15 protein-coding genes are annotated in these 16,688 nt (G+C 30.2%); 10 read left to right on the forward strand and 5 right to left on the reverse strand.

What is annotated here, in order from left to right:
• The first annotated feature begins 31 nt into the window (after window positions 1–31).
• Both NPA09_RS00005 and NPA09_RS00010 read left to right on the forward strand, forming a co-directional pair.
• Window positions 32–1,369 carry a DnaA ATPase domain-containing protein gene (locus tag NPA09_RS00005; protein WP_129722699.1) on the forward strand — a complete coding sequence of 446 codons (1,338 nt, stop codon included), beginning with the start codon at window positions 32–34 and terminating at the stop codon, window positions 1,367–1,369.
• Window positions 1,370–1,383: 14 nt separating this feature from the next.
• The gene (locus NPA09_RS00010) at window positions 1,384–2,487 is read left to right on the forward strand and encodes a DNA polymerase III subunit beta (protein WP_129722696.1); all 1,104 of its coding nucleotides are present in this window, start codon (window positions 1,384–1,386) and stop codon (window positions 2,485–2,487) included.
• Window positions 2,488–2,510: 23 nt separating this feature from the next.
• On the opposite strand, the gene NPA09_RS00015 is transcribed toward NPA09_RS00010, so the two are convergent.
• On the reverse strand, window positions 2,511–3,491 hold the full coding sequence (locus NPA09_RS00015; RefSeq protein ID WP_129722693.1) for an aspartate--ammonia ligase: 981 nt from the start codon (window positions 3,489–3,491) through the stop codon (window positions 2,511–2,513).
• 121 nt (window positions 3,492–3,612) lie between these two features.
• On the opposite strand from NPA09_RS00015, the gene NPA09_RS00020 reads away from it, so the two are divergent.
• The gene (locus NPA09_RS00020) at window positions 3,613–4,314 is read left to right on the forward strand and encodes a PQ-loop domain-containing transporter (RefSeq protein ID WP_256541828.1); all 702 of its coding nucleotides are present in this window, start codon (window positions 3,613–3,615) and stop codon (window positions 4,312–4,314) included.
• Here the strand turns inward: NPA09_RS00020 and NPA09_RS00025 are convergent.
• Window positions 4,311–4,931, reverse strand: a complete 621-nt coding sequence (locus tag NPA09_RS00025; protein WP_129722687.1) for a hypothetical protein — start codon at window positions 4,929–4,931, stop codon at window positions 4,311–4,313. The two genes, NPA09_RS00020 and NPA09_RS00025, sit on opposite strands and share 4 nt — an antisense overlap.
• Before the next feature lie 64 nt (window positions 4,932–4,995).
• On the opposite strand from NPA09_RS00025, the gene NPA09_RS00030 reads away from it, so the two are divergent.
• From NPA09_RS00030 to NPA09_RS00045, 4 genes are read left to right on the forward strand one after another with little or no spacing between them, the layout of a single operon-like run.
• Window positions 4,996–7,284 carry a HinT-interacting membrane complex protein P80 gene (locus NPA09_RS00030; protein WP_129722684.1) on the forward strand — a complete coding sequence of 763 codons (2,289 nt, stop codon included), beginning with the start codon at window positions 4,996–4,998 and terminating at the stop codon, window positions 7,282–7,284.
• The gene (locus NPA09_RS00035) at window positions 7,284–8,501 is read left to right on the forward strand and encodes a HinT-interacting membrane complex lipoprotein P60 (protein ID WP_129722681.1); all 1,218 of its coding nucleotides are present in this window, start codon (window positions 7,284–7,286) and stop codon (window positions 8,499–8,501) included. The genes NPA09_RS00030 and NPA09_RS00035 overlap by 1 nt, the downstream gene beginning before the upstream one ends.
• Window positions 8,482–8,811, forward strand: coding sequence for an HIT family protein (locus NPA09_RS00040; protein WP_129722678.1), 330 nt, complete (start codon window positions 8,482–8,484; stop codon window positions 8,809–8,811). The genes NPA09_RS00035 and NPA09_RS00040 overlap by 20 nt, the downstream gene beginning before the upstream one ends.
• 49 nt (window positions 8,812–8,860) lie before the next feature.
• Window positions 8,861–9,883: a phosphatidate cytidylyltransferase gene (locus NPA09_RS00045; RefSeq protein ID WP_129722675.1), complete on the forward strand. Its 1,023-nt coding sequence runs from the start codon at window positions 8,861–8,863 to the stop codon at window positions 9,881–9,883.
• A 10-nt stretch (window positions 9,884–9,893) separates the two neighbouring features.
• On the opposite strand, the gene NPA09_RS00050 is transcribed toward NPA09_RS00045, so the two are convergent.
• Window positions 9,894–10,469 (reverse strand): FMN-dependent NADH-azoreductase, encoded by a 576-nt coding sequence (locus NPA09_RS00050; protein ID WP_129722672.1) that lies wholly within the window; start codon window positions 10,467–10,469, stop codon window positions 9,894–9,896.
• Between the two features lie 66 nt (window positions 10,470–10,535).
• Between NPA09_RS00050 and pfkA the strand changes: the two genes are divergently transcribed.
• Window positions 10,536–11,513 (forward strand): 6-phosphofructokinase, encoded by a 978-nt coding sequence (gene pfkA, locus NPA09_RS00055; protein ID WP_129722669.1) that lies wholly within the window; start codon window positions 10,536–10,538, stop codon window positions 11,511–11,513.
• Between the two features lie 23 nt (window positions 11,514–11,536).
• Here the strand turns inward: pfkA and NPA09_RS00060 are convergent, their stop codons facing one another.
• A complete protein-coding gene (locus tag NPA09_RS00060; protein WP_129722667.1) occupies window positions 11,537–12,031 on the reverse strand; it encodes a redoxin family protein in 495 nt (164 codons plus the stop codon).
• Between the two features lie 186 nt (window positions 12,032–12,217).
• Window positions 12,218–13,594: a phosphopyruvate hydratase gene (eno, locus tag NPA09_RS00065; RefSeq protein ID WP_129722664.1), complete on the reverse strand. Its 1,377-nt coding sequence runs from the start codon at window positions 13,592–13,594 to the stop codon at window positions 12,218–12,220.
• A gap of 293 nt (window positions 13,595–13,887) precedes the next feature.
• Here eno and metK point away from each other — a divergent pair, with 293 nt between their 5' ends.
• The gene (gene metK, locus NPA09_RS00070) at window positions 13,888–15,024 is read left to right on the forward strand and encodes a methionine adenosyltransferase (RefSeq protein ID WP_129722660.1); all 1,137 of its coding nucleotides are present in this window, start codon (window positions 13,888–13,890) and stop codon (window positions 15,022–15,024) included.
• 110 nt (window positions 15,025–15,134) lie between these two features.
• The gene (locus tag NPA09_RS00075; protein ID WP_129722657.1) at window positions 15,135–16,679 is read left to right on the forward strand and encodes a transglutaminase domain-containing protein; all 1,545 of its coding nucleotides are present in this window, start codon (window positions 15,135–15,137) and stop codon (window positions 16,677–16,679) included.
• The last annotated feature ends 9 nt before the right edge of the window (window positions 16,680–16,688 follow it).

The following is a 16,688-nucleotide window of genomic DNA, read 5'->3' on the forward strand; positions in this document are numbered from 1 at the left end:
AAAAATTAAAATAATATTCTAAAATATTTATATGCAATTTGATAATTTTGTAAGTCTAGAGAATTTGAATATAAAACTCAAAGCGGCGGTGGCGACCAGCGAATATGATGAAATAATAAAAAAGAACGTCCTAAACAAATTTGAAATCATAAATTTTGAAAATGACGCTCTTCTTTTATTTATTCCGAATATAAATTCATATCAAATTAGTAAATTAGCGGCAGAGGAAGCAATTAAAGAAATTGTGAAAGAAAGTTTTGGCATCGATATAGTTCAAATTACACATGAGAAACAAATGTTTTCACAAAAGCAAGAAGAGCAACTTTCTGATAAGAAAAATAGTACGTTGAACTATTCATTTACATTCGAAAATTTATATAAAGGTTCATTTAATAAATTAGCCTACCAAGTAGCACAAAAAATAATTAATGAAAATATTGGCTTTAATATCTTTTTTATAAATTCGCGTACAGGTATGGGAAAAACTCACTTGGCTAATGCTATTTGTATCGAGTATGAAAAAATCGGTTTAACTTCTCAAATTATCAAACCATCAAATTACGATACACAATTTGCAATGCTTTTAAAACGAAATATACCTGAAGAAAAAGTAGAATTTGTTCAAAAATTAATTGATTACGATATTTTAGTTTTTGATGATTTTCAAAATTACAAAACCAAACCAAAAACATTTGAATTTATTAATGATGTGATTGAAGAACGAAAAACTCGTGACAAACTAACAATTATTTGCTCAAATGAAAAACCTGAAGTTTTACGACAATCATTTGATGAACGTCTTATCGCTCGTCTTGAAGAAGGAATGGTACTTGAAATTCAATCACCAAGTTCGGAAGAGTATTATAAAATTTTACTTTTTATGCTTGAAAAAAATGGTTGAGATATAAAACTTTTTGATGAAAAAGCGCTTCGTGATCTTGTAGATATTGATGTTGATAATATTAATAAGATAAGAGGGATGGTAATTATCATTGATACATTTAGTTCGAATATCAAAAAACATAAAGTTTATTCATACAAAGTTCTATCAAACTATTTTGAAAAACTCAAAAATCACAAAGTGGTCGATGAGAAAACAATTATTAAAGTTGTAAGTAACTATTTTAATATTCCAGATAAAGCAATATTATCAAAAAAACGCAAGGCTGAAGTTTCAAGAGCGCGCCACATCGTAATGTACTTTTTAACTTACATGTTAAAATTAACGCAGGTTAAAATTGCTGAAATTTTTAAATGTGATCACTCTGCTGTGACCTACGCGGTGAAGAAAATTGAAAATGAGCGAGAAAAAAATCAAACACTAAAAACAGTAATAAAAACAATTAATTTATTAATCAATAATAATTAAAATAAGGAGAAATAATGAATTTTAAAATCAAAAAAAATCTTTTAGAAAAACACTTAAATATCGTTGGGAAGGCAATTGATCCTAATAATGTTATGATGCAACTTCGTGGTGTTTTAATTAATGTCTACGAAAAAGAAATTGAATTAATTGGAAGCGATGGTGATTTTTCAATTAAAACTACCATTCCAGTTTCAAATGATTTAGAAATTTTCGAAACAGGAGAAGCGCTTATTTACTTTGATTTTTTCAAAAAATCAGTTAGCAAAGTTAGTGGTGAAATTACTGTATTAATGCGTAACAATGTTATTACTTTAAGTTCTAGTCACACAACATATGATTTATCACTTCTTAAAAATCAAGAATACCCAACACCAATTTTTTCATTAAATGGTGACAAGGTTACAATGAATTATAGTGATTTTAAAGAAGCGATTAACAATGTTATTTTTGCAATTAGTAATAATGTTAATGAAGCAAATGTTAGACTTTCAAGTGTTTTACTTCATGCTAAAAACGGGTTCTTAAAATTCTTTGCATCTGATAGTTTTAGATTAGCAAAACATACTGCCAAAATCGAACAAAAAGTAGAGTTTGAAAAAGTTATTAAAGGTAGAAATATTAAGAAAATGTTGATTGATGACGGTAATAAAAAGATTGATCTTTATGCTAGCGATACTGAACTTGCTTTTGTGACAAGAGATACAATTATTATTTCAAAATTAGCTGAAGTGATGTATAAGGATTATGATCATTTAATTCCTAATGATTTTATTACAACAATTACGATTGATAAAAAAGTTATTGATGAACTTATTAATAAAATTTTCTTTAATTCTGATGACAAAAATTATCGTTTTACCTTGATGGTTGAAAACGACAAAATAACCGCAAAAAGCAGCGTTGATGAAATTGCTAAAATGGAGTCGCTAACAACTGAATTTGAACTTAATGGCCAAACATTAGAAATTGATTTTAATTTTAATTACTTCAAAGAAGCAATTCAAGTTTTCGAAAAAGAGATTGTAATTTGTATTGGAAGTGATCTTAAAAGAGTATTATTTATTTCTAAGTATTCACCACATACACAACAAATGGTGACACCACTTCGAAGAATATAATAAAAACCACTTCCGAGTGGTTTTTATAATAATTCAATTCCTTCATTTTTTCATTCAATAATTTTATCTTCAGGTCAAAATGAGCTTTGGACTTCGCCAATATGTTTTTTTTCTAATAAAAACATACAAAGACGACTTTGACCAATACCACCACCAATAGAAAATGGTAGATGTTTATTGAAAATTGCGTAATGATAAGGTGCTAATTTATCTTCTTCAACTTCAAGTGTCGTTTGTTGAATTTTAAGTGATTTTGCATCAACACGAATTCCCATTGAAGAAATTTCTATCGCATTATCATTAACAGCGTCATAGAAAATTAAATCACCATTAAATTTTCAATCATCATAGTCAAATGCACGTTTACCGTGAGGAACACCATCACTTAGTGGGTGACCGATTTGTGAAATAAAGATAGCTTTATGTGTTTTTACATATTCTCTTTCACGTTCTTCAGGTGTAAGTTTTGGGTAAATATCAGCAAGTTCTTGGCTAGTGATAATTGTTAAATCTTGTGGTAGTTTTTGTTCTAGAACAGGAAACTTAGCAATAATATATTCCTCTAATTCTTTAATTACTGAATATATTTTTTTAACAATTTTATGAAGGTAAGAAGTGTTGCGGTCTTTTTTATTAATATGAATTTCTCAGTCTCATTGGTCGACATAAAACGAGTGAAGGTAATCTAAATCTTCTTCACGACGAATTGCGTTCATATCAGTATAAATACCTTCATAGGTAGGAATATTATATTTTTTAAGAGCTACTCTTTTTCATTTAGCAAGCGAGTGTAGTATTTCAAATTTGTTTTCAAAACCTTTCGCAGTAAAACGAACGGGTTTTTCACCATTAAGATAATCGTTAATTTTTAGTTGTGAATCTACGAATAGTGGTGCACTGGCACGAATCAAACACAATTTTTTTGAAAATGTTTTTTGAAAATGTTTTTTAATCAAATGAATTGCTTCTTGTGTTTGTCTAACATCTAATTTGGATTTATACATACTACTCCTTTGAATATAATATAAATTAAATTATAAAATAACCGTTTCAAATTTTGATTAATTTAGTTCAAAAAATAAAAAAACATTTATCATTATAACAACGCCAATTTAAAGGAGAAAGATGAAAATTACCCACGATGTTATCGGTTGAATTGCAGCCGTTATTACAGTGTTTATTGGATTACCGCAACTTATAAAATTATTAAAAACAAAAAATTCAGCAGGTATTAACTTAATTTCAAATTGATTATTCTTTGCTGGTTTAATCCTTTGAAAAACTTATGGATCATACGCGTTTGAGTATGGCGGAAAGATTTACCAAAGTGCCGCTTCAAACGTACTTAGCACTGGTGTTTATGGTGTGATGTTGTTCTATATTTATAAATACCGCGAAGGAATGAAGAAACAAAATGTTATAACTGTAGGAATTATAATTGCAACTTTAGTTGCACTAAATACGGCTTCATTTGCTTTTGGTATGATTCGCCGCGATGTTGGATTTGATGATGCAACAGCGAAATTAGTATGTTCAATTGTAACTGGTTTCCTTACTACTTTCGCATTTACACCACAAACAATTCAAAGTATGATTACTAAAAACGTTAAAAACGTTTCGGTAATGATGATGGTAGTGTTTGTTGCTTTAAATAGTTTATGAATTGTCTTTTGATTAACACCTTATACTCAATCAATCTTGCCATTCTTAATTTATCAAATTATTTCACTTACATTAGCAGCAACAATGTTAATCATTTGTTTAATTTACAAGGACAAAAAACAACAACCAGAAGAAAAAGTAGAAGAAAAGAAAGCAGAAATTTAATCTGCTTTCTTTTTAAATTCAACACAGTATTTGTAATCAAAATTATTGAAGTTACACATATCGGTTTTGAAGGAAATATTGGTATATAGATTGTTTTTTGTAGCTTGCATATAAGCGTGTACATAAGCGAAATTCGTGTATTCGTACTCAAGCAAACTGTTAATTAAAACCTTCAAATTACTTTCTTTGTAAAGGAATTTTAAACCTTTAATTATCATTGATTTAAAGATGGTTCACTTGTTAAATTTGTCTTTATTTTTAAGTACAAAAATATAATTATTTCTATCAATTTTACGTAAAAATTGGTTGTATTTTTTATTATTTGTTGGAACGAATAAATAAATATTTATTGCATTTTCATTGTTAATGAAAACAGGACAAAGCTCTCCATTTAAGAGGTCGCTATTATCGTAAAAGTTTTCTGGATACATTAATTTTAGTTTGAAATAATCATTTGGATTTAAGATAATTCCATAATCTGGCTCGATTAAATTATTAACAGCACCGAAGTGAATATACTCAACTAAATCACGACTCAAAGAATAGAACATTTTATTTTTTTCAACGATTTGAATTAAAATGTTTAAGGCTTCAATATTATTTTTATTTAATTCCATAATAGTAAATTATAATTAATATTCTATAATATTACTAATTTATTAACAAGATAAAAGGAGAATTATGGCAAACAAAAAAGAGTCATTTTTTGAACGTTTAGCTAGAAAAAATACAGAAAAAGAAACAGTAAATCTAAAATCGAAAAAAGCAAGAATTGCAACTTATTCGATTTTAGGTGGTTTAGCAGCTGCGATTACAATTGGAATTAGTGTTCCAATTATTGTTTCAAGTACCAAGAAAAATTACATTCCGCCCATTAGTGATAATGAGCAAATTTTTGAATTCAGAACACCTGATGGAGTAATCAAAGTTCCGTTTTCAGAAATTAAATCATTTTTAGACAATCCATCTGAAAAAGAAACTGAAAAAACACAAAATGCTTTTATTAAAGAAGCGATTTATAAACTTTATGAAGAAGAGTACATCGATTCATTAAAATTTGAATATCTTGTTAATAAAACCAAACGAAGCGGTGTTTCAGATCGTACCGACATTCACTTAAGATCGTTAAAAGAAATTAAGAAATTAAATCGCGATAAGATTTTAGATCTTAAAAATCTTTATCAAAAAAATTACGGTCTAGACAAATGAGAAAAAGAATTTATTAAAGTTATTGCACAACAATATCAAGGTGCAAGAAGTATTGAAGAGGCGGTAGATAATGCAGTTTTAAAAGAAATTACAGCTGATGCTCTTCGTCGCTTTACACTTTCAAGACAAAATTTTAATGCCGAAGATTGAGATAGAACAGCTCCTCGTGATATTAAAGAACTAGAAATTGTTGATGGTATTGTTCAAGAGAAAAAAGGCGGCGCCGTAATTTACAAATACAAAGACTACATTTTTCGCGACAAACTTTTAAAAGCAGTTGTTGACTTTAATGACATAAAAAATGACCAAAACACTGTATTGAAATACGAAAATAACGATCCAAACGGTCGTGTTGAAAAACTTTATGTATTTTTAAATGATAGTTTTTCACTCGATCCCACTAAACGAAGCGCATGAAAAATTATTGAAAAATTTGCAGAAAAAGAAGAAAATATTCAAATTACTAAAGCAAGCATTTTCGGTGTAGCAAATACAACAAATGCTGCTGAAAACTGAAGTGTTGATAAAAAACAATTAATCAATTTATTTGCTCACTCAGCAATTAAAGGGTTGCAAAATAGTTATAAACTATTAGAAAAAAACAAAGAGGGCGTATATACTCCAGATCTACAAGGACACGATACCTTTGAACACGAAAACCTTGATTTATTCTTCCATTTCTTTAATAATATCAACACAGCAACACCAAATGAAGAAGAAAAGAAAATTAATACAATTTTAAAAGCATATTTACCTAAAATTGTTGGTAGTCTTGCAGGAAATTTAGGAACAAAAGATATTGAAAAATTAAATAAAGCCGCCGCTTCGTTAGGTGATGAAGAGTTATTAACATTACTAAATTCAAATCTTAAAATTGCAAAAGAAGATGGTGATTTTACTAATTCACCACTATGAAAATCACTTAATGAATTTAAAACAAAAATCGCTGACTTTTTCGCAACAAAAGATCGTGTTTTAATTAAAAGCTACAAAAAGCTAAAACAAGAATATGATAATGAACAAACTAAACCTGCTGAACAACGCAAGATTAAACTATCACAAGTTGTTAAAGCATATAACGCTGCTCTAGCGGATTTAATCAACTCGTTAAGTGAAGACGAAGTTAAACAAGAATTTGGTTCAATTTTAAAAAATGATTTTTACGGTGTAAATGGCGAAAATACAAGAACATTTTATGCTGCTAAAAAAGATGGTAAAACTGTCTACATAGTTCCAACCGCTGAAGGAATTTTGTTAATTAGTTATACTAAAATTACAAGTAAAGCAGAAGATATTTTCAAAGGTATTATAGGAGATCTTAAAAAGAGAATTCATGATGAACCAGTTGTGTTTAATTACGAACAAACACTTTTATCTTGATTAAGGTCAAATGAAAATATACAAAAACTGTTCTTGCTTGACCATCTTCAAGATTCGGATTACGAAACCATTAAAGCCAAGTTGTTAGCTGATGAAAATCTTAAAAAAGAAAGTGTAGAAGAATACATTTCACGTGTTAAATTAACTGCTGCATTTACCGCAAAAATTCAAGAAAGCACATCAACAACAAATGCAAATATTCTTAAGAAAATGAAGGATTTCATTGAAAAACAAGCAAAAGGGCGTCAAAAAGTTGACTTCACAATTGGTAGCGATCCTTCAAAAATTCAGCTTGTCGGCTTCGATGGAACAATAATTGATGATGCATTAAACAAAGTGATTAATTTACTAATCGAAGAAATTCTTAAAGGAGGTGCATAATGTTAAAGAAAAAATGACTGACATTAGTGCCTATCGCTATCCTGCCAGTTGCTGCAATTTCGTGTGGAAAAGACATTAACACTACCGGGAAAATAATTCAATTAGAGCAATTTTCAAAACATGCGCAAGAAATTTCTAACGAGCTCTTACTTGACAAAACACTTGCAAAATTATATGGTGTTGATAACTTAGGTGCAGAGTTTGATAAAACAACTTCTGATTCTGAGTATTACAAAAATGCTTATGATGCATTTAAAATTTATGCAGCACTAAAATTACAAGATGATAGTTTTTACTTTAGAACTAAAGAGCAAGAATGAAAAATTTACGACAACCCCTCACTTCTAATTAATGAAGTTCCAAGCGAAGCAAGTTTTCAAAAATATTACAAAAACAAAGATACAAAAATTGCTTCAGAAATCAATAAATTACTTCTTTCATTTAAATATTTATCAGACCAGAATGTTGAAAACCTTAAAAAAGGTAATGCTATTGTAATGCTTGATAATTTAATTGATGAAAAACAATACAATTTAATCAACTATGTTCTTAAAGCAAAACCAGCATTTAAATGACATATTGAGTCGCAAGAAAACATTGATTTCTTTTCACAAGGTTCATCAACTTTAACTTCGTGACAAGATTATCTTCAAATCAGTGTCGATCAAAAATACTACTCGAAAAAACAATCAAAAGAATTGGCGTTTGGAATTGTATCTGATGAAAAAGATAAATTTTCAGAAACTAAATTATATGGTTATGATGGGCTAGTTAAAGGTGCGCTTGATAGTTATGGCGGATTAAGTGGAATATTTGATCGTCGTAGTTTTTATAAAGATCGAATCGTGAAGGAATATGGTTTTTACAAACCAGATTCAGAAACACTAATTAATGCAGAAGAGCTGAAAACTCATCCAATCTTAGCTTGAAAAGAAGATGGTAGCAAGATGAGTGTTACTTATTTTCATATTGTAATTCCTAGTTTTGTTGAGGAAGAAAAAAGAGAAAACGATGTTAAAGGTTATATTTCATTTTTAGAACCAAAATACACACAAGAAAAATTGAGAAAATTAACCTTCTTATTTGCTGCTAGTGATTTTACAATTTACGGCGATGCGCAAAAATACTTTGAAAAATTAGGTTTCAAACTTGAAGCAACACACAACGATATGATTGAAGCCCTAAAGAATAAACAAAATGAACAACCAGGCCAATAAAAGTATTTTTACAAAAATTATTGAACGTGAAATCCCTAGTAAAATTTATTTTGAAGACAAAGATGTAATTGTGATTTGAGATATCGATCAATCAGTTCGCGGACATCTATTAGTTATTTGGAAAGAACCTTACATTAACCTCAAAACGATGTCAAAACAAAAAGTTGCAACTTTCTTTGCGAAAGCAAATGAAGTAGCGCTTAACTTTATAAAAGAACAAAATTTTGATGATTATAAATTGATAATCAATAATGGTGAAAAAGCCGGGCAAGAAGTGATGCATTCACACATTCACATTTTGCCGTATTAACACTTGGTTTGCCAAGTGTTTTTTATTTTTGTTGTGTTAAAATTCTAATATGAATGAAGTTAAAGCACGAATTGTCTACGGCGTAATATTTTTTATGTTAACCATTTTTCTATTTGGTTTTGGTATTTGATTTGGGTCAGTAGGAAACATAGGGGGATTCGTAACTCGGATTGTTTATCTTGTTATATTATTAGGAATTTTGGGATGAGCAATGTACGAGTTATGTCACGCATTTAAAGTAAATATTTGATATTCTTTTTTATTCACAATCCTTGCTTTCTTTTTAGTAATTACCCCAACTAAAGATTTTGAATTTTTTCCATTTCAAAAAGATTTTAGTGAGAAGTTTTTAGTTCACGAAACCGGGCAAGTACGCGCTAACTCGCTCAGTTTCGTTTATTTTGTAACTGACATCTTTTCGAATTGATATCCATATGTTATTGCTTTTGTTATTTATTTGATTGGTGCATTAACCTTTTATATAAATACTAAGAAAGAAAATAAGTATTTTGATGCAGTAAAATTATTTATTTACGATGGTCTTTTATTTGTCTTAAGCACCTTTATTATTGCTGCAAGCCTTCGTTTTGTCTATTACGCTATATTTTTGGATTATCGTTATTTGATTTTACCAATTGCAGTAGCTATGGGAAGCGATATATTTGGTTATTTTGGTGGAAGACTATTTGGTCACAAATGAATTGAAAGAACATATTCAACGTATATTTCACCCAACAAATCATGAGAAGGGGCAATTTTTCAATTTGCTGCCGGAATCTTAATTACAAGTTTGTTTGTTTTATTATTCCCATTATTTAATACAATTTCAAATGCTAACAAGATTGCTGATTTAGTCGTGTTAGAATACGTTGCAATTACATTAATAATGGTGTTATTACCACTTGCTGTGATTATCGGAGATTTATATTTTTCATTAATTAAAAGATTAGCACAGATTAAAGATTTCTCAAACGTTATTAAAGGTCACGGCGGTTTACTAGATCGGTTTGATAGTGTTTCGTTTGGCTGTTTTACGGTTAATTTATTACTTGTTTTAGTAATTAAATATTAAAAAAAGATGCTTAGAAACTTGAAGCATCTTTTTTTACTAACTCATCGAAGTTGAGTTTTGTTAACTCGAATCCAGCGACCTTTGCTCCGGCAAATTGAATTGAACCGTGTACTTTCATACCAAGAAATTCAAAGAAGCTACTTAGGAATTGTGGAATGTTTGCTCATGGGTATCAATCAATTGGGGCGCCTTGTGAAGTAATGATTTCAACACTTAAATTTTCTAGCAGACCTTTTGATCGATTTTTTCCAGCATATTTATATGTAAATGTTTTGTTTGCTTGTGCGATCATATCGATATAAATTTTTAGTGTAGCAGGAACATTAAAGTTGTACATTGGAGCAGCAACAACCAATTTATCAACATCTTTTAATTGATTAATATATGCGTCAGCTTTTTCGTTAAAATACGATGACATGTTTTTACTTGTTAAGGCAATTAGATTTTCTTCATTTAAATCTAATCAAACAATTTTATCCTTTGGATTTTTTTCTAAATATTTCTTTTCAAAAGCCTTTAAAAGATTGGTTGTGACCGAGTTTTCGTCTGTAACGATTGATGACTTAATAAATAAAACTTTTTTCATTATTTTCTCCTTGTTTTCTGTTTCTCTTATATTATAATTAATAAAGAAAATTATCAAAGGAATACTATGAAAAAAATAGCAGTACTAACTTCTGGCGGCGACGCGCCAGGTATGAACAACGCCATCTATGGCATCGTGCAAGAAGCAAAGAAACACAAAATCGAAGTTTACTTTGTAAAAAATGGTTTTAAAGGGCTTGTTGAAGACGATATGTCAACAACATTACTTGAAAATATTCACAATTATGTTTCGCGTGGTGGGACATGTCTTTACACCGCAAGATACCCAGAATTCAAAGAAGCAAAGACTCGAGAAAAAGCAGTAAAACTACTTAAAAAGAAAGGAATCGAGGCCGTTATCGTTATTGGTGGTGACGGTAGTTTCCAAGGGGCACAAAAACTTCATGAATTAGGGATTAAAACTATTGGTTTACCAGGTACAATTGACAACGATATTGCATCAACAGCAGAATCGATTGGTTATGACACAGCACTAAACAATATTGTTGATGCAATCAACAAAATTCGTGACACATCAGAGTCGCACGACCGTTGTATTTTTGTCGAGGTAATGGGTAACCACAATGGCGCGCTTGCATTGTATTCGGGATTAGCAACCGCAGCAGAAATCATCATTACTAATGAGTATACGCTTAACGCTGATGAGATTGCAGAAATTGTTAGAGGCGAATTTAAAAAACCAAATAAACACTCGGTTGTAATTGTTGTTTCAGAAAAGATCTATCCAGATTTAAATAAACTTGCTAAAGAAGTTGGTCAGAAGTCAGGCTGCAACGCTCGTAGTATGGTGCTTGGATATATACAACGTGGGGGTTCACCAACAGCACGTGATCGAATCAACGCCGCTCTTCTAGGTATTCAATCAGTTAATCTTTTAGTTCAAGGAAAAAGTGGAATCGTATTAGGTTATTCAGCACGCGAAATTGTTGAAACCCCAATATTAGAAGCATTAAAATTAGAAGGCTCAACAATTGAAGAAAGAACAGAAATCGCAAAGCATTTTAATAAATTAAGTAGAGCATAAAAAAATTGCGCCTGGCGCAATTTTTATTTAGCAAACTTTCTAAGCTTTTCTTTTATTTCAGCTAGTGGTAATGGTTTGTTTTGTTCAACATTAATATGGAGGTAAACAACACGATTACGCGAGTTAATCAAAATGATTGATCTTGCTAAAAGATTTAATTCTTTAATTAATAATCCAGTTCTGTATCCAAAACCGTGGTGTAGATGGTCTGAAAACACTTTAATGTTTTTTACACTGTGTAAAGCACATCAATTTCCTAATGTAAATGGTAAATCGTTTGAAATAGCAACGATGCTAAGTTTTGGAAATTCTTCTGCTATTTCGCTTAATCATTTAACTTGAGAGTCACAAATGTTAGTTGAGATTGAAGGGAACGAAGATACAAGAGTATAGTGTTCTGATTTTAATTCTTCATCTTTAAGATTAAGATTTGTACCTGTAAAGAATAAGTGACCATTTTTTTTGATAGGATTTGCAAAAAGTGTGTATTTCTTGTTATTAAAAATTACTTTTTTCATTTTTTGGTCCTTTCTTAATTTTGAATAATTTGATAAAACTATCAATGTTATTATATGGGAAAAATAATTTTTTGCACTTTTTAGTTTTTTTTGGCGTTAAATATTGAATTACATCAAAAAATTAAAATCTTATATTTTTAAAAAAATATAATAAAAACCCAGCCGAGCTGGGTTTTTATTTATTAATTAAACGTGACGTTTTAGGTTGAAGTAAGTTTTTTCACCATCAAATTTTGATGCTTCGCCTAGTTCTTCTTCGATTTCTAAAAGTCTGTTGTATTTTGCAATACGGTCAGTTCTTGAAAGTGAACCAGTTTTAATTTGACCAGTGTTAAGAGCAACTGCAAGGTCAGCAATTGTTGTATCTTCTGTTTCACCTGAACGGTGTGAAACGACGCAAGTAAAGCCTGCTTTGTGTGCTAATTCCATAGTATCAAGAGTTTCTGACAATGAACCAATTTGGTTAACTTTAATTAAAATTGAGTTCATAACATCTTTTTTGATAGCTTCACGTAAGATTTCTTGGTTTGTAACAGTTAAGTCATCACCAACAATTTGAAGTCTGTTTCCTAGACGTTCTTTCATTAATTTGAAACCATCTCAATCGCTTTCTGCAAGACCATCTTCGATTGAAATAATTGGGTATTTATCAACTAATTTTTCGTAGTAATCTACCATTTCTTTAGTTGTGTATTCTAATTTAACATTACCTAAATGGTCAAAGCCAGGACGTTTTTCTTCGATAGCTTTTTTAAGTTTTTTGAATACATATTTTTTAGCTTTTTCATCGTAGAATTCGCTTGATGCAGGGTCCATAGCAATTGCAACTGCTTTTGCACCTTTGGTAGCTGGTTTGTAACCTGCTGCTTTAATTGCATCAACCATAAAGTCAAGAACTTCTTCGTGTGATTTTAAGTTTGGAGCGTATCCACCTTCATCACCAACGGTTGTACCGTGTCCGTGTTTTTTAAGAATTGATCCTAATTCGTGGAATACTTTGTTTGCCATTTGTAATGCTTCACGCATTGAACTTGCACCAACTGGCATAATCATAAATTCTTGCATATCAACTGTGTTAGATGAGTGTGCTCCACCATTCATAACATTTAACATTGGAACTGGTAAAGTTCTTGCGTTTGATCCACCAATATATCTGTAAAGTGGAAGACCGCATTCAACTGCGGCAGCTCTTGCAACAGCAAGTGAAACACCAAGAATAGCGTTTGCACCTAATTTAGTTTTGTTTTTTGTACCATCAAGTTCGATCATTGTTTTATCAATTAATCTTTGGTCTGTTACTTCAAAACCAAGCAATTCAGGAGCAATAACTTCATTAACGTTTGTTACCGCTTGCATTACTCCTCTACCGCCGAATCAGTTGCCTTCGAATTTTTTATTTCCTTTATCTCTTAATTCACATGCTTCTCTTGTTCCGGTACTTGCACCAGAAGGAACCATCGCAACACCTTCTGCGCCATATTCGGTAATAACTTTAACAGCGATTGTAGGGTTACCTCTTGAGTCTAGAATTTCTCTAGCTCTAATTTCAACTATTTGTGACATTTTTCTCCTTATAATTTTTTTCTAATATATTATATATGAATGAATAATATGTTAATTTTATATATAGACGCCAAAAATGGCAACGCTTCCATATAGATATTATTAATAAGTTAAAAGATTTACGATATAATAACATCAATAAATACATCAAGAGTTGTGTAGCTTAGCGGCTTTGACACATGCCAACCTGTTAATTCAAGGTGGATAGCAAGGGAATTGTTCCAACATGTATGCAAATACTTTTTGAACAATCTTTGCGAAGATTGTTTTTATTTAACTTGAAGGAGGCGAAAATGAATAAAAAATTATTTACAAGTGAAGCGGTTGGCGCGGGTCACCCAGATAAAATTTGTGATCAGATTAGCGACCATATTTTAGATGCTGTTTTAAGCAAAGATAAAAATGCTAGAGTTGCGATTGAAACAATGGCATCAAACCATCTTATTATTATTGCGGGAGAATTAACAACAACAGGATATGTTGATGTTGTTAAAAAAGCATGAGAAATGCTTTTTACCTTAGGTTATACAGAAAATGATTTTACAATTATTTCTAATGTTAATTCACAGAGTCCAGACATTGCGCTTGGAGTTGACAAAGAAAACGGTGAACTAGGTGCCGGAGATCAAGGAATTATGTTTGGATATGCTACAAACGAAACAAGAAAGTTTATGCCATTAGCGCATGCGATTGCAATTTCATTGGTTAAGGCAGCAGAGAAAATTAGAACTAGTGAAGATACTTGAATCAAGTCTGATATGAAGTCGCAAGTGACAATTGATTATAGTGGTACAGAACCAAAAATTGACACAATTTTAATGTCTATTCAACATGCGAAAAATCAGGATTACGAAAAGATGCGTCAGTTTGTAATCGATAGGATTGTTAATCCCACAGTTGAGAAATACGGGTTAAATTTAGATTATAAATTCTTTTTTAATCCAACAGGTGTTTTTGAAATTGGTGGTCCATTTGGTGATACCGGATTAACTGGACGTAAGATTATTGTTGATACTTATGGTGGATATGCTCATCACGGCGGTGGCGCATTTAGCGGGAAAGATTATACAAAAGTTGATCGTTCGGCCGCATATATGTGTCGATACATTGCAAAAAATATTGTTGCAGCAAATTTAGCAGACGAGATCGAAATTCAAATATCTTATGGAATCGGAATTTCAAAACCAATTTCTGTTTCAATTGTTAAAAGTAAAAATGCAAAATATTCAGAAGACGAGTTAATTAAAATGATAAATAATGTTTTTGATTTAACACCTAAAGGCATTATTGAAACTTTAAATTTGAAAAATATCAAATATGCAAAAACAGCATGTTTTGGACACTTTGGTCGGAATAATCACAATTTTACATGGGAAAAAACCGACAAAATTAAAGATATTTTGGCATATTTTAAGAGCGAAAAAGCATAATTACCAACAAAAAGCCAATGATTTTTATTGAAAAAGCAATATTTTTGCTTTTTTATTATCTTTTTGTTTATTGCATTTTAACACATATAATTTATATGAATAGAGGAAATATGAAACTAAAGAGATTAGCATTATTTGGATTATGTGCAGCATTAGCGCCAATTACACTTAGCGCTAGTGGATGTAATTTACTTTCAAACATCAGGTATATAAAGGAACCTGAAAAAGAGGTTGAAAAAATACCTAGTGAGGAACCGAACTACAGTTTTAAAAACAAAGTTATCGAGTATTATCAAGTAACTCCAGAAGAAAATGAGCAAGATAAAAAAATAACAACAGATCTTATTTCAAAAATAGTTGGCGATTTAGATGTAGACTTGAGTTCGGTTGAAAAGAAATGAAACAATAAATCTAACCAATTTAAAGTTGCAAAAAAACTGAAAACTGTGCGTGATAAATTATTAGAAATTACCCCGCTTGTTTATGATAATATGGGACTACGAGAAGGTCGTTTTAGAGCAAATCTTATTCGCTATGAAAATTTTGTCAACAACTACCTAACATCTTATTTTATAAAACCTAAAAAAACTAATTATGTAATCAAATATTTCATTCAACAATTCAATAATGACAAAACACATTTTATAACTATGTGTGATATGAATGAAGAATATATTAATAATCATTTAGATGAAATTCTAACGTATCTTGATGGTGTTGAAAGAGATCTAGCTCTTACTTTTGATAAGGAAGATGCCCTTATTATTGATGAAGAGTATTTATCAAATCTAAATTTTTTAACTCATATTTATTCAACGAATTACGCAGTAAGAAACAAGATAAAAGAATTTAGACAAAAACTTCTTTACACAGGTGTCGGTCATATTAATGATGTAATAGTTTCTAAAACAGACGCTAAAGATTTCCCTAATGTTATACAAGATATTATCTATGATTTTACTGGGGGCTCTAATTATTTTAATGATATTACCTCGGTGAGTGTAATACATAAAAATCAAGGAGGCAAGTATTTATTATCAATTAACGGGCCACTTGATTATCGAACAAATACCCCAGAAGAACAAATAGCAGTTAATGAGTTAATTATTGCTGTTATTCCTAATATTATTAGTAAGAAAATGACTGACAGACAAAAGATAGAAGCAGTTCATAATTGAATTACTACAGCAACTGAATATGCAGAAAAAGATGAAATAAACAACAATGATTTGGAAGATGAGATAAGAAGCACATACCGGTTTGTCACCAAAGAAAAAGTTGTGTGTGAAGGCTATGCTCGAATGTTTTCAAAATTTATGCTTTTTCTTAATATTGATACGTGATATATAACTGGAAAAACATATTCTGAACGTTGAGATCGTTGATCAAACCACGCATGAAATATGGTAAAGATTGATGGAGAATATTTATTTGTTGATGTTACATGAGATGATCCATCACTCAATCCGACAATTGATGTAGACTCTATTCATCACAAATCAATTACTGCGTATAGCCGTAAATATTTATTAAAAGATTGAGATACATTTTCTGAAAAAGGTACTGCTAGAAAAATTGATGATTCATATTATTCATTTAAAAAGTATCGAGATTCAAAAGATAAACCATATATATCTTTACCAAACAAAGAATAAAAAAACACC

This window comes from Mycoplasmopsis equigenitalium (genome assembly GCF_024498255.1).
GTDB lineage: Bacteria > Bacillota_I > Bacilli_A > Mycoplasmatales > Metamycoplasmataceae > Mycoplasma_H > Mycoplasma_H equigenitalium.